Origin of the sequence: Mycobacterium sp. URHB0044 (assembly GCF_000620625.1) — a bacterium.
Taxonomy (GTDB): domain Bacteria; phylum Actinomycetota; class Actinomycetes; order Mycobacteriales; family Mycobacteriaceae; genus Mycobacterium.
Genome location: NZ_JIAW01000013.1, coordinates 207,030 through 226,551, shown reverse-complemented (window position 1 = coordinate 226,551; position 19,522 = coordinate 207,030). Strand labels below are relative to the sequence as shown.

The window sequence follows — 19,522 nt, the reverse complement described above, 5'->3', positions numbered from 1 at the left end:
AGAGGTGTATTCGGTATTAGACCCAGTTTCCCAGGCTTATCCCAAAGTGCAGGGCAGATCACCCACGTGTTACTCACCCGTTCGCCACTCGTGTACCCCGAAGGGCCTTACCGTTCGACTTGCATGTGTTAAGCACGCCGCCAGCGTTCGTCCTGAGCCAGAATCAAACTCTCCAAACAAAAACAACCCATGACAAGCACAGGTGAATTCGAATCAGAAAAATCTGACCTAACAACCAGTCAAAACTGGCAATCTATAAAACAACACCACACCCCAACACGGGACGCTGAAGCATGGCAAAAAACAACAAACAAAAACCACCAAACACACTATTGAGTTCTCAAACAACACACCCGTTTTCACCGGAACTTTCCCGGTGAGCAGGCAACCCCACTACTGTACTACATCCAGCGGGGGCGGTCAAAACCCCGTCCTCCGGCTTTTCGGCCGGGGCCGTGGGTACTACGGAGAGCTTACCCTCTCGATCTCCGCTCCCAAAGCCACCAGGTTCTCCACGAACAACGGATAGCCGCGATCGATGTGGAAAACGTCGTGAACCTCGGTGTCGCCGTCGGCCACCAGACCAGCCAAAACCAGCCCCGCACCTGCACGGATGTCGGATGCCCAGACCGGCGCACTCGACAGTTGAGGCATGCCGCGAATCACAGCGTGGTGTCCGTCCGTCCGCGCGTCGGCGCCTAGCCGGATCATCTCCTCGACGAAGCGGAACCGTGCCTCGAAGACGTTCTCGGTGATCATCGACGTGCCGTCGGCGATGCAGGCCAGGCCGATGGCCATCGGCTGCAGGTCGGTAGGAAAGCCGGGAAACGGCAGGGTCGCGACGTTGACGGCCTTCGGCCGGTCGTACTGGACGATGCGGAATCCGTTGTCGTGCTGCGTGACGGTGGCGCCGGCGTCGTGCAGCTTGTGCAGGACGAGCTGCAGGTGTTGCGGGTCGACACCGGTCACCGAGATGTCGCCCCTTGTCATCGCCGCCGCGATACCCCAGGTGGCGGCGACGATGCGGTCGCCAATCACCCGATGCTCGGTGGGGTGCAGGCGGTCGACGCCGGTGATCGTCATCGTGGACGCCCCGGCCCCCTCGATTTGGGCGCCCATCTGGACGAGCATCTCGCACAGGTCGACGACGTCGGGCTCGCGCGCCGCGTTGTGAATGATCGTCACGCCTTCGGCCAGCACGGCGGCCATCAGGATGTTCTCCGTCGCGCCTACCGACGGGAACTCGAGCTGAATCTCCGCGCCGCGCAGGTGGTCCGCCTCAGCGACCACGCAGCCGTGCTCGATGTTGCACCGGGCGCCGAGCTGCCGCAGGCCGGCCTGGTGCATGTCCAGTGGCCGCGAGCCGATCGCATCGCCACCCGGCAACGCGACCTTGGCCTTCTTGCAGCGCCCCACCAGTGGGCCAAGGACGCACACCGACGCGCGGAACTGTCGGACCGCGGCGAAGTCGGCGTCGTACTTGGGTTCGTCCGGGGACGTGATCCGGACCGTCGCTCCATCGAGTTCGACCGTGGCCCCGAGCCCTCGGAGCACCTCGGCCATCAGCGGGACGTCCAGGATGTCGGGACAGTTGGTAATGGTGCTGGTGCCTTCGGCTAGGAGCGTCGCGGCCATCAGCTTCAACACACTGTTCTTGGCTCCCCCGACGGCAACTTCGCCTGATAACCGGGTACCGCCGGTCACCACGAATCGCTCGCTCACGCGGGCAAGTGTAAACAGCACAGCGGTTGGTGTCAGTCTCGCGACGGGGTGTCCCGAGTACGGTTTCAGCCATGGCAGTCCACTTGACCCGCATCTATACCCGCACCGGCGACGATGGGACCACCGGACTCAGCGACTTCAGCAGGGTGTCGAAGAACGACGCACGGCTCGAGGCGTACGCGGATTGTGACGAGGCCAACGCCGCCATCGGCGTCGCGGTGGCATTGGGACAGCCAGATGAGCGCATTCTCAAGGTGCTGCGCCAGATTCAGAACGATCTGTTCGACGCGGGAGCAGACCTGTCGACGCCGGTGGTCGAAAAGCCCGAGCATCCACCGCTGCGGATCCGCCAGGAATACGTCGACCGGTTGGAATCGTGGTGCGACGAGTTCAATGAGCCACTGCCAGCGCTCAATTCGTTCGTGCTGCCGGGCGGTACGCCGTTGTCGGCGCTACTGCACGTCGCGCGCACGGTGGCACGCCGCGCGGAGCGCTCCGCATGGCGGGCCATTGAGCAGCACGGTGATTCGGTCAGCGTGCTGCCGGCGAAGTATCTGAATCGCCTGTCAGACCTGCTCTTCATTCTGTCGCGCGCAGCTAATCCCGAGGGGGACGTGCTCTGGAAACCGGGCGGATGAGCGCTTGCGCGAAGACTGTGATCGGGATGAGCGCCTGCGCGAAGGCTAGTAGGAACGCCGGCGCGCCCGCGGCGACGGCCGCGACTCGACCCATGAGGTGAACGCCGTCAAAGCACCGCGGTCCAGGGCGATCTCGTAGCCGCGCCGACGCTCGGGGCTGGTGTCACGCAATTCCAGCACCACGATCTCGTCGGTCATGATGTCGAATTCATCGCCACGCGGGGCACGCCTCGACACGACTTCAAGACCCCGGCGTGAGAGCCGACGGTCGGGCCACCAGCGCAGGCTGGACAACCGGTAGAAACCCGCTTCCCCACCGCGATAACGCACGACACCATGGCGCCAGCCGTGGCCGCCGACGGCGGGAACGTCACGCAGGATCGCGGCCGTGCCGCCCACTTGACGCAGCTTCCACAGCCGGTAGCACAGCGCGACGACGACGAGTAGGAGCACGCCGACCAGCGCGACCATGATCACCATGGACGCGCTCATCGGCTGTCAGTCGATCTGGCCTAGAGCGCGCAAGCGCGCCCGGCCCCACGCTGCGGTCCGCTCGTCGTCCGACTCGGAGTCCTGCTTGGCTTGATCGGCGTTGATCTCCGACTCCAGTTCGGCGTTCTCGACCAAAATCCGGACGGCTTCATCGGTTACGGATAGAAAGCCTCCGTCGACGGCGATGCGAAGGTCCTCTTCACCTTCTCGCTCGACGCGCACCATCGCGTCGTCGACGAGCTGCGCCACCAAGGGAATGTGTCGAGGCAGGATGCCGATCTCGCCAGCGGTGGTGCGGGTGAACACGAACGTCGCGTCACCCGACCACAACTCGCGCTCGACGGCAACGATCTCGACGTGGAGTTCAGCCATGCCACACCGCCTTTCGACTCGACACCAGCACTGCGCTCATCACAACTTGGCGCCGAAGCTCTCGGCCTTCTTGGCCAGATCCTCCAGGCCACCGATGAGGAAGAACGCCTGCTCGGGCAGGTGGTCGAAGTCACCCTTGGTCAGCTTGTCGAAGGCCTCGATGGTCTCCTTCAGCGGCACCGTCGAACCCGGCTGGCCGGTGAACTGCTCGGCGGCCATCATGTTCTGGCTCAGGAAGCGTTCGATGCGTCGCGCCCGGTTCACCAGCTGCTTGTCCTCCTCGGACAACTCGTCGACACCGAGGATGGCGATGATGTCCTGAAGGTCCTTGTAGCGCTGCAGGACTCGGATGACTTCCTGGGCTACGCGGTAGTGCTCGTCGCCAACCACGGACGGGTCCAGGATGGTCGAGCTGGAGGCCAGCGGGTCCACCGCAGGGAAGATGCCCTTCGAGAACACCGCACGCGAAAGCTCCGTGGTGGCATCGAGGTGGGCGAACGTCGTCGCGGGGGCCGGGTCGGTGTAGTCATCGGCGGGCACGTAGACGGCCTGCATCGAGGTGATGGAGTGACCACGGGTCGAGGTGATGCGCTCCTGCAGCTCGCCCATCTCATCGGCCAGGGTGGGCTGGTAACCCACCGCCGACGGCATGCGGCCGAGCAGCGTCGAGACCTCGGAACCGGCCTGCGTGAACCGGAAGATGTTGTCGATGAACAACAGAACGTCCTGGTTCTGCTCATCGCGGAAGTACTCCGCCATGGTCAGCGCTGACAGGGCGACGCGCATACGGGTGCCTGGCGGCTCGTCCATCTGGCCGAACACCAACGCGGTGTCCTTGAGGACGTTGGCGTCCGCGAGCTCGACCCACAGGTCGTTGCCCTCGCGGGTGCGCTCCCCAACGCCGGCGAACACCGAAGTGCCACCGAAGTTCCGGGCGATGCGGTTGATCATCTCCTGGATGAGAACCGTCTTGCCGACGCCTGCACCACCGAACAGGGCGATCTTGCCGCCGCGCACGTACGGCGTGAGCAAGTCGACGACCTTGAGACCGGTCTCCAGCATCTCGGTCTTCGGCTCGAGCTCGGAGAATGGCGGCGGCTTGCGGTGGATCGACCAGTGGTCGAAGTCCTTGCCGTAGCCGGGCTCGTCCAAGCAGTCTCCGAGGGCGTTGAACACGTGGCCCTTGACGCCGTCACCGACCGGGACCGAGATCGACTTCCCGGTATCGGTCACCTCGACGCCGCGGACCAGTCCATCGGTGGGCTGCATCGAGATGGTGCGCACCAGGTTGTCACCGAGGTGCTGCGCAACCTCGAGGGTCAGGGTCTTCGCCATCTCCTTGTAGGTGATGTCGGCGTGCAGGGCGTTGAACAGCTCCGGCACGGACCCGCGCGGGAACTCGATGTCGACGACGGGGCCCGTGATGCGGACGACCCGGCCTGCGGTCTTCTCTGCGGTTGCAGTCATTTCCTCTTCGCTTCCTACGGGGCCTATTTGGCGTCGGCGAGGGCGTTTGCGCCGCCGACGATCTCGCTGATTTCTTGGGTGATCTGCGCCTGGCGTTCGCGGTTGGCTTCCAGCGTCAGCGCCTTGATCAGGTCATCGGCATTGTCGGTGGCCGACTTCATGGCACGGCGACGCGACGCGGACTCCGACGCCGCGGCCTCGAGAAGCGCCGAGTAGACGCGGGTGGCGATGTAGCGCGGAAGCAGTGCGTCGAACAGGGTCTCCGCGCTCGGCTCGAACGAGAAGAGCGTCCGCGGGCCCTCTTCGGGTTCCTCGTCGCCCACGTACTCCACCACCATCGGGGCAGCCCGTCGGGCCACCGCCGACTGCGAGAGCATCGACCGGAATTCGGTGAACACGATGTGGATTTCGTCGACGCCCAGGATGCCGTCGTCGCCGGCGTCATCACCTTCGTCGTCGGCGCCCGACATGAACGCCGCGACGAGGGTGTCCGCAATCTCGCGGGCTTGCTCGTACGTCGGACGCTCGGAGAAGCCGGTCCACGACTCCTTCACTTCGCGCTGACGGAAGCTGTAGTAACCCAACGCCTTTCGCCCGACGGCGTAGATCACCGGCTCCTTGCCCTCGTCCCGCAGGAGCGCGAAGAGTTCCTCGGATTGCCGCAGCACGTTGGCGTTGTAGGCGCCGCAGAGACCACGGTCCGACGACACCACCAGCACGGCGGCACGCCGAGGCGTCTCACGCTCGACGAGCAGCGGATGGTCCAGCGCGCTGGCACTCGCAAGCTCGGTGAGCATGTTGGTGATCTCTTCGGAGTAGGGCCGAGCCGCTTGGACTCGGGCCTGCGCCTTGGCGATTCGCGAGGTCGCGATCAGTTCCTGGGCCTTGGTGATCTTCTTGATCGACCCGGCGGAACGGATGCGGCCGCGCAATTCGCGCAGTGTGGCTGCCATGTGGTCGCCTACCTACTTCTTCGGTGCGGGCTTGCGGACCTTGACCGATTCCTTCTCGACGTCCTCTTCGTCCATCGCCTCGGCCTCGGCCTCGTTGACCACTACGGAGCTGCCGTCAGTCGCGGAGAAACCCTTCTTGAATTCGTTGACCAAGTCGGTCAGCTTCTGCTCGGCTTCCTCGGGAAGCTTCTTGGTCTCGCGGATGTCCTTGTAGACGTCTTCGTGGCTGGCCTTGATGTGCTCCAGGAACTCGGCCTCGAAACGCTGAACGTCTTCCGACGGAACCGAATCGAGGTGGCCCTTGGTGCCGAGGAAGATCGCGACGACCTGCTCCTCCACCGCCAACGGGCTGTACTGGGGCTGCTTCAGCAGCTCCACCAGACGCACACCGCGCTCCAGCTGAGCCTTCGACGTCGGGTCCAGGTCGGAGGCAAAGGCCGCGAAGGCTTCCAGCTCGCGGTACTGCGAAAGGTCGAGTCGCAGCGAGCCTGCAACCTCTTTCATCGCCTTGATCTGCGCGGCGCCACCGACACGGGACACCGACACACCGACGTTGATGGCCGGCCGCACACCCTGGTTGAACAGGTCGGACTCCAGGAAGCACTGACCGTCGGTGATCGAGATGACGTTGGTCGGGATGAACGCCGAGATGTCGTTGGCCTTGGTCTCGATGATCGGCAGCCCGGTCATCGAACCACCACCCAGCTCGTCGGACAGCTTCGCGCAGCGCTCCAGCAGACGGGAGTGCAGGTAGAAGACGTCACCGGGGAACGCCTCGCGGCCCGGCGGGCGGCGCAGCAGCAGCGAGATCGCGCGGTAGGCATCGGCCTGCTTGGAGAGGTCGTCGAACACGATCAGGACGTGCTTGCCGTCGTACATCCACTCCTGGCCGATGGCCGAGCCCGTGTAGGGGGCAAGCCACTTGAACCCGGCAGGGTCGGACGCGGGCGCCGCGACGATGGTGGTGTACTCCATCGCGCCGCCGTCCTCGAGCGCGCGCTTGACGCTGGCGATCGTGGTGCCCTTCTGGCCGATCGCGACGTACACGCAGCGCACCTGCTGCTTGGGATCGCCGGTGGCCCACGCCTCACGCTGGTTGAGGATGGTGTCGACGCAGACCGCGGTCTTGCCGGTCTTGCGGTCGCCGATGATCAGCTGGCGCTGGCCGCGGCCGATCGGGGTCATCGCGTCGATGGCCTTGATACCGGTCTGCAGCGGCTCGGAAACACCTTGGCGCTCAACGACCGACGGCGCCTGAAGCTCCAAGGCGCGTCGCTTGTCGGACTCGATGTCACCCTGGCCGTCGATCGGCTGACCCAACGGATTCACCACACGTCCGAGGAAGGCGTCGCCGACCGGAACCGAGAGCACCTCGCCGGTGCGCTTGACCTGCTGGCCCTGTTCGATCTTCTCGAACTCGCCGAGGATGACGGCGCCGATGCTGTGCTCGTCGAGGTTCAGCGCGACACCGAGGACGCCACCGGGGAACTCGAGGAGCTCCTGGGTCATCACGGAGGGCAGCCCCTCGACGTGGGCGATGCCGTCACCGGCATCGATGACGGTGCCCACCTCTTCGCGTTCAGTGGCAGCGGAAAACGACGATACGTAGTCCTCGATCGCACCTTCGATGTCAGCAGCCGAGATTGTCAACTCTGCCATGATTCTTCGTCTTCCTACCTTTGTTGTATAGCCGGGTGATGAGTCGTGGTGTTAGTCCGGCAGCTGAGTCTCTGCTGCGGACAGGCGGGATGCGATGGAGCCGTCGATCACCTCGTCGCCGACGGCAATCGAAAGACCGCCAAGGACATCGGGATCAACGTCGAGCTGGACGGACACCGGGTGCCCGTAGATCCGGGTGAGCACCTCGGTGAGTCGGGTGCGCTGGACATCTGACAGCTCGGCGGGGGCGCTGACGTGCGCCACGACCTCGCCCCTACGTGCCACCGCAAGTTCGGCGAGATCGATGACCGCCTCGTCGGCGCGCTCGCCCCGCAGCTGACTGACCGTCTGACGCAGCAAGGCCGCGGCAGTGTCATTCGAGCTCTGGTCGCGGTCGAGGATCTTGTCCAACAAGGCGATTCGGCCCTCGACGGGCGCCGTGTAGTCGCTCAGCAATGCCGTCAGGCGCGGCTCGGCGTCGAGCAGGCGACCGAACTGGAAGAGCCGTTCCTCGACGTCGTCGGTCTCTCCCGCGTTCTCGGCACGCTTCAACAGCGCCACACGTCCGATGTGCTCGACCGCATCGATCAGGTTCGCCTCCGTTGACCACCGTTGCGATACGGCGTTCTTCAGGATGTCGAGCGTCTGCTGGGCGACCTTCCCGGACAGCAGGGCCTCGACGAGACGAACCTTGGGCGCCGGATCGTCGGCGGGCTCCGCGAGGTGCTTGTTCAGTGAAGGCTCCGCGATGAGCAGGCTGACGACAGAGCCGAGCTCGTCGGCAAGCTTGATCAACGCGTCGGCGTCCAAACCGTCTGCGGACCGGTCGAACTCGGCTACTAAAGCTGCGAGGGATTCCCGGCTGGCTGCGCGAAGGCGTGCGGTGGCACTGGTTTCGATGACCGCTTCTGACGGAGCCATCTGCTCGAGCTCGTCGAGGAAGCGGTCGACCGTGGCGGCTTGCGCAGCAGGGTCGGCCACATGGCCACGCACCAGCTCGGCGGCCTTCTGCACGGCCTCGTCTCCGAGACCCTGGCGCAGCTGACGGATGAGCTGTTGGCGCATCAACTGAATCTGCTGTGCACCTTGGGCCTTGATCCGCTCCGCATCGACGCCAGCCTGCTCGGCGAGCTGCGCGGCGATCCGCTCCGAGTCGTGCTTGGCCTCGTCGGTGACCTTGGCGGACTCGGCCTTGGCCTTCTCCAGCGCCTTGGCGTGCTCGGCGTCGGCTTCGGCGAGTTTCTTTGCCGCTTCCGCGCTTTCGGCGAGCGCGGTACGAACCGCGTCCTGTTGCTTCTGCATCAGGGTGCGCACCGGCGGCACGACGTATCGCCACAAGATGAAGGCGATGACGGCGAAGCCGATGAGCTGTCCGATGAAGGTCGACATCTACTGGTTCCGTCCGTTGTTCACGTCGACGCCGAGGATCCGGCTGGCCAGCGTGGCGGACAACCCGTCCACCGACGACTGCAGATCGGATTGCACGGACGAACCCTGTTGGGACAGTTCATCGTCCGCCTGCTGCAGGGTGTCGGCGACTTCCCCGCTGGCCTCGGCCCGCTTCTCGTCGATCACCTGACGGCCCGCGGTGCGGGCCTCGTCGCGGATCGACGATGCCTCGCTTCGCGCGCCTGCCATCGCCTTGTCGTAATCGGCTTGTGCGGCGGCGACCTGCTCGGCCGACTTCCGGCTGTCCGCAGCCGTCTTGGCCAGCATGGCCTCCCGCTCGGCCAGCACCTTGCTTACCGGTGGGACAACCCACTTCGTGATTACGGCCAGCACGATGATGAAGATGGCCAGCACGACGAAGAAGGTGGCGTTGGGAACCAGGAAGTTGCTCTGCCCCCCGCCGCCTTCTTCCGCTGCCTGGCTGGCCGCCAGGATCGTTGCGCTCAATTCACCCATGCTGTCGGTGTACTAGCCCGAGTAGGCCGGCGTGGCGAAGACGAACAACGCCATGAAGGCCAGGTTGATGAAGTACGCGGCCTCCACCAGACCGACCGTGATGAAGAACGGGGTGAACAACCGGCCCTGAGCCTCGGGCTGCCGAGCGATGCCCGAGATCAGGGCGTTACCGGCGATACCGTCACCGATACCGGCGCCGATCGCACCGCCACCCATGATCAGACCGCCACCGATCAGCGCGCCCGCCGTGATGAGGGCGTTTGCATCCATTCCTATTTCCTCCTTGGTAGCTGGTGGCGGCGCCACCAGGACTGCTGGTCAAACGGGTCGTGCAGGTCTACTAGTGGTCGGCTTTCTCGTCTTCGTGGTCCAGTTCCATCGACTGGCTGAAGTACAGGATGGTCAGCAGGGCGAAGATGAACGCCTGAATCAGGCCGACGAACAGATCGAAGGTCTTCCAGATGGCGTTCGGCGCCCACTGGACGTACCAGGGGAACAGCGCGATGAGTCCGACCAGAATGCCGCCGGCGAACATGTTGCCGAAGAGTCGCAGGGACAACGAGATCGGCTTGGCGATCTCCTCGACGATGTTGATCGGCGCCATGAACGCCACGTGTCCCTTGACCGTCTTCTTGGCGTGGCCCCAGGCGCCGCGACGCCAGACGCCCGCGGCGTGGTAGCAGATGAAGACGAACAGCGCGAGCGCCAGCACGTAGTTGATGTCCGAGGCAGGCGGCTTCACCAGCTCGGTGGCCACCCCGTCGGAACCGGCGAACTGCACCGGCAGCACCGACAGCCAGTTGGAGACCAGGACGAACACGAAGATCGTGACGGCCAGCGGCAACACGAACGGCGCGACCTTCATGCCGATGGCGGCCTCGATCTGCTGGCGCATCTGGATGGTGATGGCCTCGAAGAACAGCTGCACTCCCCCGGGCACACCGGTGGAGGTCACCTTGGCGCGCAGGAAGAAAGCCAACGCGATGACGACGACTGCCGCGATGCTCGTCCCGATGATCGTGTCGAGGTTGAAGGTCAGGCCGAGCCAGTGCACCTCTTCGTGGTGCCCGACGTGGATTGCCCCCTCGGCGAGAACGGACTCAGTCATTGGTGTCAGCTCAATCCTTCGATTCCGTGTCGATGACTTTCAGTCCTTCGGTGCGGATCTTCTTCATCACGGGCAGGCTGGTGCTGAGCACGAGCAGTGCCTGGAAGATCGCAAGACCGAAGAGCACCGCGATGCCGCCGTGTGCCTTGAAGAGGAACGCGATGGTCATGGCGATGACGGTGATGACGAGCAACCGCGTCGCCGAGTTGACGGCCATCTTCTTCTTGAGCGGATGGTCCTGGGCCGTGATGGCCTCGACGGCGCGGCGGACCAAGAGAGCGTTGAGCAAACCCAGGATCAGGCCGACGCCGAAGAAGACACCGAAGAAGATGTGGCCGGCGTAGCCGGCGGCCAGTATGGCAACGCCGGTCAGGGCGACGCAGATGGCAAACAGGCGGACGGGCCGAAATGCCACGGACGGGAACACCAACGGCGCATCCTGCGCTGGCGTCGTCACTGCTTCACCTCAATCTCCGCTTTCACGGAAGCCGTCCCCTTTGACGAGCGATGTTCCGGTGCGTGCCCGACGAGCGTATCGAAGGCTGTCAGGCGCGCTGGATTCACCCAAGGGGTAGCTCCCTTTGTCGGTCGTAGTTCGGCGCCAATCGGTCGGTGAACCGATGGGCCCGGGGGCCGGCAACCCGCGAGGTTTTTCGGGTTCTACCAGCAAGGTACCACATATAGGCAGCCCTAAAACAAGGCCTACTACTATTTGTCGTACTTACTAGTCTGACAGGTCGCTGGGAAGCTCTTTGCCCCGTCGAAGCACTGGGATGAGCGTGATGACGATCGCCACGAAGATGGCACCCAACATGACCGCGCCGGTATAGCGCGGATCGAAGAAGATCGTGCTCGCAGCGCCGAGCGCAACGATGCCGACCCATAGATAGATCAGCAGCACGACGCGCCGGTGCGAGTGACCGATCTGGAGCAGTCGGTGGTGCAGATGCATCTTGTCCGGGCTGAACGGACTGCGGCCCGCGCGGGTCCGCCGCACGATCGCCAGCAATGTGTCGAGGGCGGGCACGAACATCACCGCCACCACCAACAGGAACGGTGAGAGCAGAGCGAACACGTCGCGCGCGCCGTAGGCGGTTTGCGAAATCGGGCCTGCCGCCGTCGTCGACGCCGCGGCGAGCATCAGGCCGATCAGCATGGAGCCGGAGTCACCCATGAAGATGCGGGCGCGGTGGAAGTTGTGCGGCAGAAATCCGAGGCATGCCCCGGCGAGCACCACGGAGATGACGGCGGGCGGGTAGAAGAGCACGTCGCCGCCGTGGTCGCGCAGCAGGCCGATCGAGAAGATGCAGATCGCCGCCGCGGTGATGAGACCGAGTCCGGCGGCCAGACCGTCCAGGCCGTCGATGAAGTTCATCGCGTTGACGATCGACACGGTCAACGCCAGGGTCAGCAGGATCGACGTCACCTGGTCGAGCACGATGGTGCCGACGCCGCCGATCGGGATGTAGAGCACGCTCCACGCCACTCCCATGGTGACCAGCACGCTGGCAGCGGTGATCTGGCCGGCGAACTTCGTCAGCGAGTCCAAGCCCCAGCGGTCGTCGATCAGCCCGATGGCCATGATGAGGCCGCCTGCGACCACGACGGCGGGCATTCCCGACGAGTACACGAAGCCCCGCGTCAGGGCGGGCAGTTGGGATGCCAGCAGGACCGCAGCCACGACGCCGGTGTACATGGCGAGCCCGCCCATCCTGGGCGTCGGCTGCACGTGGACGTCCCGGTCGCGCGGATAGGCCACCGCACCCAACCGGGTGGCGAGCGCACGGACCCAGCCGGTGGCGAAGTAGGTGACGATTGCGGCGGTGAGGCCGACGAGGGCAAGCTCGCGCAGCGGGACGCCCGCGCCGCGATCCGAGAGGGCAAGCGTTCCCGTCGCGACAATCGCTTCGCTCACCACCCGGTGAACCGTAGTCGAACAGTCTGAGACCCACGAAGTCGTCAATGCGCCGAGCAACACGCCGGATGGTGACTTACGGTTCGTCCATGCGGTGGTTCTTCGGCAGGCTGCCCAAAGTCGGCGACCTACCCGCCGCCTTGCGGGAAGAGTTGGAACGGGAAGCGATCATCGTGGTCGCCGAGAACGTCCGCGTGCGCCAACGTTTCAGTGGTTCGGTTCCCGGTCGCCACGACGCAGTTGGCATGAGCTGGAACACCGGGTTCTTCGTGTGCACGCGTCAGCGGCTGTATGCGTCGATCCCGACCATGCGCCGATTGACGCAGCCCGTGGTCGACCAGGCGTGGGACGCCGCTCAGCACGGTCCGGCCAAGGTTGTGATCGATGAGTCGGGTGTGGTGTTGACGATCGACCTGAGGCGAGTAGACGCCAGGTTTCATGGCGAGGTGTCGGAGACGTTCAAGACGGATCTGTCTGCCGACGTACTAGCGGCGCTACCGAAACGCGCACTGTCATTTGACGTCTCGCCCGAGTACGTCTTTCACAGCCTCGGCGTGCGCGCACGAACCTAAGCGGTCAGGCCGTGAGCGACTCGGCTTCGACGCCGAGCACGTCGGCGATGGCCTCCGCACTGATGGGCCCCTGCCGGAGCACCTGCGGTTGCGCGCCGGTGAGGTCGACGATCGTGGAGGCCGCCTGTTTCGCCGACGGGCCGCTCTCGAGGTACACCTCGACGAGGTCGGCGAGCTGCTCGCGGGCGTCGGCGGCGGTGACGGCAGCGGGCCTGCCGGAGATGTTCGCACTCGACACCGCCATGGGCCCGACCTCGCGCAGGAGTTCGATCGCGATGGGGTGCAGCGGCATCCGCAGCATCACGGTGCCGTGCGCGTCACCGAGATCCCACTGCAGCGACGGCGCCTGCCGCACGACGAGGCTCAGAGCGCCGGGCCAGAACGCTTGAATCAGTTCCCTGGCGGCGTCGGGCACCGAGTACACCAGGCCGTCGATGGTGTGCCACGACCCGACGAGCACTGGGACCGGCATGTCGCGGCCGCGGCCCTTCGCCGCGAGCAGTGCGGACACGGCCGAACTGTCGAACGCGTCAGCGCCGATACCGTAGACGGTGTCGGTGGGCAGGACGACCAAGCGACCACTCTTCAGGGCGCTGATCGCCGACGCGATGCCCGCCGTCCGCTGGGCGGGGTCGGAGCAGTCGAACGTCTCAGTCATAGGCCCTAGCTTCTCACTGGCGTCGCGGTGGCCGTGACGAACCTCGGTCGCCCAGCCAGGTCGCGGCGGGACACCACGTCGGTGAACCCACCCGCCCCCTCGAACAGCGCCGTCGTTGCGTCGGCGGTGGTGTCGTCGTGCTCGACGGCGATGCGGCCACCAGGCCGCAGCAGGCGGGCGGCGAGGTCGACGATCGGCCCGATCACCCGCATCCCGTCCGGGCCGCCGAACAGCGCGTGCTCCGGATCATGTTGGGCCACTTCGGGTTGCAGCTGAGCGCCGTCCGGGATGTATGGCGGGTTGGCGACGATCAGGTCGACGGTTGCGTCGTGGTCGGCCAACAGACCCGATGCGGTGACGTCGGCCGCGATGAGTTCCACCGACGTTCCTGCGGTGTTGCGGCGCGCGTAGGCCAGCGCTTCGGCGGAGTCGTCGACCGCGATGATCCGGGCGTCGGGGCGGGCGTGCGCCAGCGCGACGGCGAGGGCGCCGGAACCGGTGCACAGGTCGACGATGACCGGGCTGTGTAATTCCCCGGTCACTTCGCTCCTGCCCGCCGGACCTGAAAGTAGTTGCGCCAGCGCCCATTCCAGCATCGACTCGGTTTCGGGCCGCGGGATGAACACCCCGGGTCCGACGGCCACCGTCACCGGACCGAATGCCGCCGTCGACGTCAGGTGTTGCAAGGGAATCCGGCGGGCGCGGGCGTCGATCAGGTCGCGGTAGCGGCCGAAGAACGGCTCGTCGGGCTCGTGAAATCTGAGGCGTCCGCGGTCGACACCGGCGGTGTGCGCGGCAAGCTGCTCGGCGTCGACGCGGGGCGTGTCGATGCCCGCCGCGGCCAGGGCGTCGACCGCCTCGTCGATGGCCTGCCGCAGCCGCGTCATGCTTGCTGCAGCCTCGCCTCTTTGTCGGCGGCGGCCAACGCGTCGAAGAGCGGGTCGAGGTCGCCGTCGAGAACCTGGTCGAGGTTGTGCGACTTGAAGCCGATGCGGTGATCGGCGATGCGGTTCTCGGGGAAGTTGTAGGTACGGATCCGCTCGCTGCGGTCGACGGTGCGGATCTGGCTGGCCCGGTCGGCGGACGCGTCGGCCTGCGCCTGCTCCTCGGCCAGTGCCTGCAGCCGCGCCGCCAGCACCACCATGGCGCGGGCCTTGTTCTGCAGCTGGGACCGCTCGTTCTGGCAGGTGACCACGATGCCGGTGGGCAGGTGGGTGATGCGCACGGCCGAGTCGGTGGTGTTGACGCCCTGACCACCCTTGCCCGAGGACCGGTACACGTCGATGCGCAGATCGGATTCGTCGATCTGGACGGCTTCGACGTCTTCGGGTTCGGGGTAGACGAGCACGCCGGCGGCCGAGGTGTGCACCCGGCCTTGGGATTCGGTGACCGGCACGCGCTGCACGCGGTGCACGCCGCCCTCGAACTTCAGCCGCGACCACACGCCGTCCGCGGAATCGCCCTTGCTGGCGATGGTGATGGTGGCGTCCTTGTAGCCACCGAGGTCCGACCACGTTTCGTCGAGCACGGTGACCGTCCAGCCATGCCGTTCGGCGTACCGGATGTACATGCGGGCGAGGTCGGCGGCGAACAGCGCCGACTCCTCGCCACCTTCGCCGGACTTCACCTCAAGAACGACGTCGTCGGCGTCGTGCGGGTCGCGCGGTGCGAGCAGGTCGGCGAGCCGGGTGCTCAGTTCCTCGACGCTGGCCTCGAGCGCAGGCACTTCCGCGGCAAACGACGCGTCGTCGGCGCCCAATTCCCGCGCGGCCTCGAGATCACCGCGGGCGGCCTCGAGCTTGCGGAAGGTCGACACGATTGGTGCGATCTGCGCGAAGCGGCGGCCCACTCTGCGGGCCGCCCCCGCGTCCGCGTGCAGGTTGGGGTCGGAGAGCTGACGCTCGAGGTCGGCGTGCTCGGCCAACAGCGCTTCGATTGCGGGCCCTGTATCAGCCACGCGGACCTCCTTCCCCGAACGCGAACCGGCGCCCGGCCTGGCACGGATGCGACAGAACGGGCGCCGGTGACGTCACTACTTGTCGGCGCTGGCCTTCTCGCCGGTGGCGCGCTTGCCGTAGCGCTTCTCGAAGCGGGCCACGCGGCCGCCGCTGTCGAGGATCTTCTGCTTACCGGTGTAGAAGGGGTGGCACTGGGAGCAGACCTCGACCACGATGTGGCCGCTCTCCTTGGTGCTACGAGTCTGGAAGGTGTTGCCGCAGCCGCAGACCACGGTGGTCTCGACGTAGGCGGGGTGAATACCCGATCTCATTTCTGGTCCTCTTCAATAGTTGGTCGCCGGGTCGCCCGAGCCCTAACCTGATGGCTTTCGAGCGTGAACCGGAACCGAGGGTTCGGCGGCCCATTATGCCAGGTCAACCGCCAACCTCCTAAACGCGTGCGGACCGGCGGCTATTCCTGGGAGGTCACCGATCCGTTCGGCTGATCGCGCGCTCGCCGAACGGGTGGAACGCGCGCCCATCCCGTTTCCACATCACCCTGCCCCCGGGGTCGGTGCCCAGGCCGATCAACTCGCGTTTCAGGATCTTGTTGGTCGCGGTCGTGGGTAGGTCGGCGGCGATCCACACGTAGCGTGGCCAGGCCTTCGGCGAGAGGTCGCGCTGCGCGGCGAGGAACTGTTCGAACTCGGCGGGGGTCAGCTGAGCGCCGTCGCGCAGGACGATCGCGGCCATCACCTGGTCGCCGACGTACTCGTCGGGCACCGGGTACACCGCGACCCGGCTGATCGCCGACAGGCGCAGCAGGATGCGTTCGATCGGTGCGGTGGTGAGGTTCTCGCCGTCGACGCGCATCCAATCGGCGGTACGGCCGGCGAGATAGATCCACCCGTCGGCGTCGCGATAGGCCAGGTCACCGGACCAGTACATGCCGTGGCGCATGCGCTGATCAGTGGCGCCGGGATCGTTGTAGTAGCCCCGGAACAGGCCGCTCCCCGATGTGTTGACCAGTTCACCCGTCGCCGCGTCGGCGTTGACCAGGGCACCGGCCTCGTCGAACCGCGCGACCTCGCATTCCTGGACGGTCTCGGGGTCATAGATCGCGACGCCGGGAAAGTCCTGCCCGATCGACCCGGTCGGACAGTCGTCGGGCCGCGTGATGATCACCGCGACCTCCGTGGAACCGAAGCCGTCCCACACCGTGCAGCCGAACCGGCGGCCGAACTCCTCGATGTCCCGGTCGGCGGCTTCGTTGCCGAACGCGATGCGCAGCGGATTGTCGGCGTCGTCGGGCCGTTCCGGCGTGGCCAGGATGTAGGCCAGCGGCTTGCCGACGTAGTTCATGTACGTCGCGCCGTAGCGCCGGACGTCGTCCAGGAACCGCGACGACGAGAACGCCGCGGGCGCCATCGCGGCACCGGCGCCGAGCGCGACGCTCCAGCCCGCGTAGACGGCGTTGGAGTGGAACAGCGGCATCGCGAGGTAACAGACGTCCGAGTCGGTCAATCCGTACCGTTCGACCAGCGCGCTCCCGGCGAACAGCACCATGGCGTGCGGTACCTCGACCGCCTTGGGTTCGCCGCTGGTGCCGGACGTGAAGATCATCATGAACGTGTCGTCGGCCGTCACCTCGCGATGCGGGACGAGTGCGGGCGCGGACGCCACGCGGTCGGCCCACGTCTCGGTCGAGACGTCGATGACTTTGACCCCGGGCAACTCGACGTCGTCGAGCAGGTGGCGGTGCTCCGCGTCGGTGAGCACGATCTGGCAGTCCACCCGGGTGATGTCGCGGGCCAGGGCCTCGCCGCGGCGGGTGGTGTTGATGCCGCACAGGACGTACCCACCGAGGCCGGCGGCGGCCAGCGCGGTCAGCATGTCGGGGTTGTTGCCCATCAGGGTTCCGACGTGCAGCGGCCGCTGCGCGTCGGCGTCCTCGATCAGGGTGGCGGCCTGCGCGGCGGCCGCTGCCAGGTGTTCACGCCACGTCCAGGTTCGGTCGCCGTACTTGACCGCCGGCCCGTCCTGTTCGGCCCGCTGGCGCAGCAGGTGCTGGAGCGTGTCCGCCATCGTTGGCCACCTCGATCGGTTGAGTGAACAGATATCGGAAAGTGTCTACCACCTTCGGCCCGCCGCACGGTAGCGTCTGGCACTTGGGCAGAATGAACGTTTCCCGCCCCCTCTCGCTGCGAAATGATCAGGAGTCGCCGTTGACCGGCACCACCGCCGCCAAGACGGTCCGCGACCGGCTCATCGATGCTGCCGAGGAGTGCTTGGGCGCCAAGGGAATTCGCGCGACCACCGTATCCGAAGTGGCCGAGGTCGCCGGGGTGTCCAGGGGCTGGCTCTACCGGCACTTCCCGGACAAGACGTCGCTACTCGGCGCGGCCATCGTGCGTCTCAACAATGCGTACTGGTCGGAGGCGCACGCGCTGCTCGAACAGGTCGAGAGCTTGGACGAGCAGATCGCCGCGGGCATCCGCCACGGCCGCACGGCCTACGACGATCCTGGCGCGTTGCTGATGAAGCTGCGTCTCGAGGAGCCCGACGAGTTCGCGGCATGCGCGGGCGCAGGTGTGCAAGGCCTGGTGCCCGACCTGGCCGATTTCTGGTCGCGCTACCTGGTGGCCGCACGCGACTCGGGGCAGATCCATCCCGACGTGGCGATCGCCGAGGCTTCGGAATGGGTTGCCCGGGCGGTCATTTCGCTGGCGACGGTGCCCGGGCAACAGCTCGACGCCGACGATCACGAGGCGGTGCTGGCCCATGTTCGGCGCTACGTGATGCCCGGCTTGCGCGCCGACCCCGCGGTCTAGTCTCCGTCGTCGGCGAAGCGGAACTCACCGGCCGAGATCCGGGCGAGCATCGCGGTCGCCCAGCTCGCGTGGGCCGCGAAGGTGCCCCGCCACAGATCCAGGAGGTGTTGCGCATGCGGCGGAGCCGTCGGATCCGGCCAGTTCGGTTTCATCTCGTCCAGCTGCACGTCGACCGACTTGGTGAGGGCCAGCTGCTCCCCCAGTAGCTGCAGGACGCGCTCACGTGGCAGGCAGGTCATGAAGGCGATGCCCGCGCCGAATTCCTCGATGTCGGGGCTGCGTAGCCCCTCCTCGAGCAGCCGGATGAACTCCTGGTCGCCTGCCGGCGTGACGCGGTAGGCCACCCGCGCCGGTCCTCGCGGACTGCCCTGCCATCCCGACCCCGTCAGCAGGCCTTCGCGTTCGAGCTGTTTGACGGCGTGGTAGATCGACGGCGGCTTGACCGCGGTCCACGTGTCGACCCGCCACGACATCAGCTCCTGGTGCACCGCGTAACCGTGAGCCTCGCCGCGAGTGCGCACCACGCCGAGGACCAACAGGCGGACCGTCGACATCAGTGCGACAGCCAGCGCTCGATCTCGTCGATCGCGCGCAGATCGTCGTCGATCTGGGCGCGTTCGGTGTCGCTCAACGCCATCGCCGTCAGTTGGCCGCGGCTGGCGGCGGCACTGGCTGCGTCGCCGAGCGCGATCGCCAACTCGATTCGGTTGGCGATCGCCCTGGCCAGGTCGACGCGCGACGCGGCGTCGCCATGGCGGCGCAGTGCGACGTCGAGGGCTCGGGCGGCGAGCGCGTCGTCGTTCTTGAAGTCGCGCAGGATCCGGACGTTGTCCAGTGCCTTGGCCAGTCCGGACATCGAACGGGAGCCGCCGTATTCGATGTCGGGTTCGTCGCGGTTGATGAAGATGACGCAGTTTCCCGATGGGTCGTACAGGCAGAACCGCGTCTGGCCGGGCCGCAACCGAGTCAGCCGAGGCAGGCCCTGTGCGGGCACCCGTCCGTACCGGCGGCGCAGACCGCTGGTGAAGTCCCGGTGGTACCCGTCGACGGCGTCGACCATCACCAGGCAGCCGCCGGAGAGTTCGTCGGATGGGTCTAGCTGCGGCGCGGCGTCCTTGAAGTGCAGCTCGATGCCGCCCAGCCGGAAGGCCATGTAGAGGTAGGGGCGGGTCTGTGTGCGGGCCACGTCGAATCCGAGGGCCTCGTAGAACGCGATGCTGGCGTCAACGGTCAGGCAGGGAAGCAAGGGAACGGTGGTTGCGGTCGTCACGCGCTCCACACTACTCAGGGTTG

Annotated in this window: 22 protein-coding genes and 1 rRNA gene; 3 read left to right on the top strand and 20 right to left on the bottom strand. The window is 66.2% G+C overall.

Annotated elements, in window-relative coordinates; all coding sequences use genetic code 11:
* Together N536_RS0124940 and murA are read right to left on the bottom strand one after the other, a co-directional pair.
* Positions 1–179 (bottom strand): 16S ribosomal RNA (locus N536_RS0124940); the annotation flags it as partial.
* Between the two features lie 283 nt (positions 180–462).
* Positions 463–1,722: a UDP-N-acetylglucosamine 1-carboxyvinyltransferase gene (gene murA / locus N536_RS0124935; RefSeq protein WP_029116113.1), complete on the bottom strand. Its 1,260-nt coding sequence runs from the start codon at positions 1,720–1,722 to the stop codon at positions 463–465.
* Positions 1,723–1,793: 71 nt separating this feature from the next.
* On the opposite strand from murA, the gene N536_RS0124930 reads away from it, so the two are divergent.
* The gene (locus N536_RS0124930; RefSeq protein ID WP_029116112.1) at positions 1,794–2,360 is read left to right on the top strand and encodes a cob(I)yrinic acid a,c-diamide adenosyltransferase; all 567 of its coding nucleotides are present in this window, start codon (positions 1,794–1,796) and stop codon (positions 2,358–2,360) included.
* Between the two features lie 45 nt (positions 2,361–2,405).
* On the opposite strand, the gene N536_RS0124925 is transcribed toward N536_RS0124930, so the two are convergent.
* The 11 genes from N536_RS0124925 to N536_RS0124875 form a co-directional block, all read right to left on the bottom strand.
* Positions 2,406–2,852, bottom strand: coding sequence for a DUF2550 domain-containing protein (locus tag N536_RS0124925; RefSeq protein WP_029116111.1), 447 nt, complete (start codon positions 2,850–2,852; stop codon positions 2,406–2,408).
* Between the two features lie 6 nt (positions 2,853–2,858).
* The gene (locus N536_RS0124920; protein WP_029116110.1) at positions 2,859–3,224 is read right to left on the bottom strand and encodes a F0F1 ATP synthase subunit epsilon; all 366 of its coding nucleotides are present in this window, start codon (positions 3,222–3,224) and stop codon (positions 2,859–2,861) included.
* 39 nt (positions 3,225–3,263) lie between these two features.
* Complete coding sequence (atpD, locus tag N536_RS0124915) at positions 3,264–4,691, bottom strand: F0F1 ATP synthase subunit beta (RefSeq protein ID WP_029116109.1); 1,428 nt, start codon at positions 4,689–4,691, stop codon at positions 3,264–3,266.
* A 23-nt stretch (positions 4,692–4,714) separates the two neighbouring features.
* Positions 4,715–5,644, bottom strand: coding sequence for a F0F1 ATP synthase subunit gamma (locus tag N536_RS0124910; protein ID WP_029116108.1), 930 nt, complete (start codon positions 5,642–5,644; stop codon positions 4,715–4,717).
* A gap of 12 nt (positions 5,645–5,656) precedes the next feature.
* Positions 5,657–7,303 carry a F0F1 ATP synthase subunit alpha gene (gene atpA / locus N536_RS0124905; RefSeq protein ID WP_029116107.1) on the bottom strand — a complete coding sequence of 549 codons (1,647 nt, stop codon included), beginning with the start codon at positions 7,301–7,303 and terminating at the stop codon, positions 5,657–5,659.
* Between the two features lie 51 nt (positions 7,304–7,354).
* Positions 7,355–8,692 (bottom strand): F0F1 ATP synthase subunit B/delta, encoded by a 1,338-nt coding sequence (locus tag N536_RS0124900; RefSeq protein WP_029116106.1) that lies wholly within the window; start codon positions 8,690–8,692, stop codon positions 7,355–7,357.
* On the bottom strand, positions 8,693–9,208 hold the full coding sequence (locus N536_RS0124895; protein ID WP_029116105.1) for a F0F1 ATP synthase subunit B: 516 nt from the start codon (positions 9,206–9,208) through the stop codon (positions 8,693–8,695). It abuts the gene before it with no gap.
* A gap of 12 nt (positions 9,209–9,220) precedes the next feature.
* Positions 9,221–9,478 (bottom strand): F0F1 ATP synthase subunit C, encoded by a 258-nt coding sequence (locus tag N536_RS0124890; RefSeq protein ID WP_036395845.1) that lies wholly within the window; start codon positions 9,476–9,478, stop codon positions 9,221–9,223.
* 70 nt (positions 9,479–9,548) lie between these two features.
* Positions 9,549–10,316: a F0F1 ATP synthase subunit A gene (atpB, locus tag N536_RS0124885; RefSeq protein ID WP_029116103.1), complete on the bottom strand. Its 768-nt coding sequence runs from the start codon at positions 10,314–10,316 to the stop codon at positions 9,549–9,551.
* Positions 10,317–10,326: 10 nt separating this feature from the next.
* Positions 10,327–10,773, bottom strand: a complete 447-nt coding sequence (locus tag N536_RS0124880) for an ATP synthase subunit I (protein ID WP_029116102.1) — start codon at positions 10,771–10,773, stop codon at positions 10,327–10,329.
* A gap of 267 nt (positions 10,774–11,040) precedes the next feature.
* On the bottom strand, positions 11,041–12,234 hold the full coding sequence (locus tag N536_RS0124875; protein ID WP_029116101.1) for a glycosyltransferase family 4 protein: 1,194 nt from the start codon (positions 12,232–12,234) through the stop codon (positions 11,041–11,043).
* An 86-nt stretch (positions 12,235–12,320) separates the two neighbouring features.
* Between N536_RS0124875 and N536_RS0124870 the strand changes: the two genes are divergently transcribed.
* Positions 12,321–12,803 (top strand): hypothetical protein, encoded by a 483-nt coding sequence (locus tag N536_RS0124870; protein WP_029116100.1) that lies wholly within the window; start codon positions 12,321–12,323, stop codon positions 12,801–12,803.
* A 4-nt stretch (positions 12,804–12,807) separates the two neighbouring features.
* Here N536_RS0124870 and N536_RS0124865 read toward each other — a convergent pair whose 3' ends face one another.
* The 5 genes from N536_RS0124865 to fadD1 form a co-directional block, all read right to left on the bottom strand.
* Positions 12,808–13,461, bottom strand: coding sequence for an L-threonylcarbamoyladenylate synthase (locus N536_RS0124865; RefSeq protein ID WP_029116099.1), 654 nt, complete (start codon positions 13,459–13,461; stop codon positions 12,808–12,810).
* Between the two features lie 5 nt (positions 13,462–13,466).
* The gene (gene prmC / locus N536_RS0124860) at positions 13,467–14,348 is read right to left on the bottom strand and encodes a peptide chain release factor N(5)-glutamine methyltransferase (protein WP_029116098.1); all 882 of its coding nucleotides are present in this window, start codon (positions 14,346–14,348) and stop codon (positions 13,467–13,469) included.
* The gene (gene prfA / locus N536_RS0124855) at positions 14,345–15,418 is read right to left on the bottom strand and encodes a peptide chain release factor 1 (protein WP_029116097.1); all 1,074 of its coding nucleotides are present in this window, start codon (positions 15,416–15,418) and stop codon (positions 14,345–14,347) included. The genes prmC and prfA overlap by 4 nt, the downstream gene beginning before the upstream one ends.
* 75 nt (positions 15,419–15,493) lie before the next feature.
* Entirely contained in the window at positions 15,494–15,730 is a 237-nt protein-coding gene (rpmE, locus tag N536_RS0124850) for a 50S ribosomal protein L31 (protein WP_029116096.1), read from the bottom strand.
* Between the two features lie 154 nt (positions 15,731–15,884).
* Positions 15,885–17,483 (bottom strand): fatty-acid--CoA ligase FadD1, encoded by a 1,599-nt coding sequence (fadD1, locus tag N536_RS0124845; protein ID WP_029116095.1) that lies wholly within the window; start codon positions 17,481–17,483, stop codon positions 15,885–15,887.
* Positions 17,484–17,575: 92 nt separating this feature from the next.
* Between fadD1 and N536_RS0124840 the strand changes: the two genes are divergently transcribed.
* A complete protein-coding gene (locus N536_RS0124840; protein WP_051574742.1) occupies positions 17,576–18,229 on the top strand; it encodes a TetR/AcrR family transcriptional regulator in 654 nt (217 codons plus the stop codon).
* Here the strand turns inward: N536_RS0124840 and N536_RS0124835 are convergent.
* Together N536_RS0124835 and N536_RS0124830 are read right to left on the bottom strand one after the other, a co-directional pair.
* Entirely contained in the window at positions 18,226–18,783 is a 558-nt protein-coding gene (locus N536_RS0124835) for a PadR family transcriptional regulator (protein ID WP_029116093.1), read from the bottom strand. The genes N536_RS0124840 and N536_RS0124835 overlap by 4 nt on opposite strands.
* Positions 18,783–19,499 (bottom strand): glyoxalase, encoded by a 717-nt coding sequence (locus N536_RS0124830; protein WP_036437564.1) that lies wholly within the window; start codon positions 19,497–19,499, stop codon positions 18,783–18,785. Before N536_RS0124830 ends, N536_RS0124835 begins: the two co-directional genes overlap by 1 nt.
* Positions 19,500–19,522: the final 23 nt, after the last annotated feature.

Bases quoted from the DNA above. Each gene is read 5' to 3' on its own strand.
- N536_RS0124835 (WP_029116093.1), bottom strand. From the start codon at position 18,783: ATGTCGACGGTCCGCCTGTTGGTCCTCGGCGTGGTGCGCACTCGCGGC.
- N536_RS0124840 (WP_051574742.1), top strand. From the start codon at position 17,576: ATGAACGTTTCCCGCCCCCTCTCGCTGCGAAATGATCAGGAGTCGCCG.
- N536_RS0124870 (WP_029116100.1), top strand. From the start codon at position 12,321: ATGCGGTGGTTCTTCGGCAGGCTGCCCAAAGTCGGCGACCTACCCGCC.
- atpD (WP_029116109.1), bottom strand. From the start codon at position 4,691: ATGACTGCAACCGCAGAGAAGACCGCAGGCCGGGTCGTCCGCATCACG.
- N536_RS0124900 (WP_029116106.1), bottom strand. From the start codon at position 8,692: ATGTCGACCTTCATCGGACAGCTCATCGGCTTCGCCGTCATCGCCTTC.
- N536_RS0124890 (WP_036395845.1), bottom strand. From the start codon at position 9,478: ATGGATGCAAACGCCCTCATCACGGCGGGCGCGCTGATCGGTGGCGGT.
- fadD1 (WP_029116095.1), bottom strand. From the start codon at position 17,483: ATGGCGGACACGCTCCAGCACCTGCTGCGCCAGCGGGCCGAACAGGAC.
- prmC (WP_029116098.1), bottom strand. From the start codon at position 14,348: ATGACGCGGCTGCGGCAGGCCATCGACGAGGCGGTCGACGCCCTGGCC.
- atpA (WP_029116107.1), bottom strand. From the start codon at position 7,303: ATGGCAGAGTTGACAATCTCGGCTGCTGACATCGAAGGTGCGATCGAG.
- rpmE (WP_029116096.1), bottom strand. From the start codon at position 15,730: ATGAGATCGGGTATTCACCCCGCCTACGTCGAGACCACCGTGGTCTGC.
- N536_RS0124920 (WP_029116110.1), bottom strand. From the start codon at position 3,224: ATGGCTGAACTCCACGTCGAGATCGTTGCCGTCGAGCGCGAGTTGTGG.
- N536_RS0124930 (WP_029116112.1), top strand. From the start codon at position 1,794: ATGGCAGTCCACTTGACCCGCATCTATACCCGCACCGGCGACGATGGG.
- N536_RS0124895 (WP_029116105.1), bottom strand. From the start codon at position 9,208: ATGGGTGAATTGAGCGCAACGATCCTGGCGGCCAGCCAGGCAGCGGAA.
- N536_RS0124910 (WP_029116108.1), bottom strand. From the start codon at position 5,644: ATGGCAGCCACACTGCGCGAATTGCGCGGCCGCATCCGTTCCGCCGGG.
- N536_RS0124925 (WP_029116111.1), bottom strand. From the start codon at position 2,852: ATGAGCGCGTCCATGGTGATCATGGTCGCGCTGGTCGGCGTGCTCCTA.
- atpB (WP_029116103.1), bottom strand. From the start codon at position 10,316: ATGACTGAGTCCGTTCTCGCCGAGGGGGCAATCCACGTCGGGCACCAC.
- N536_RS0124865 (WP_029116099.1), bottom strand. From the start codon at position 13,461: ATGACTGAGACGTTCGACTGCTCCGACCCCGCCCAGCGGACGGCGGGC.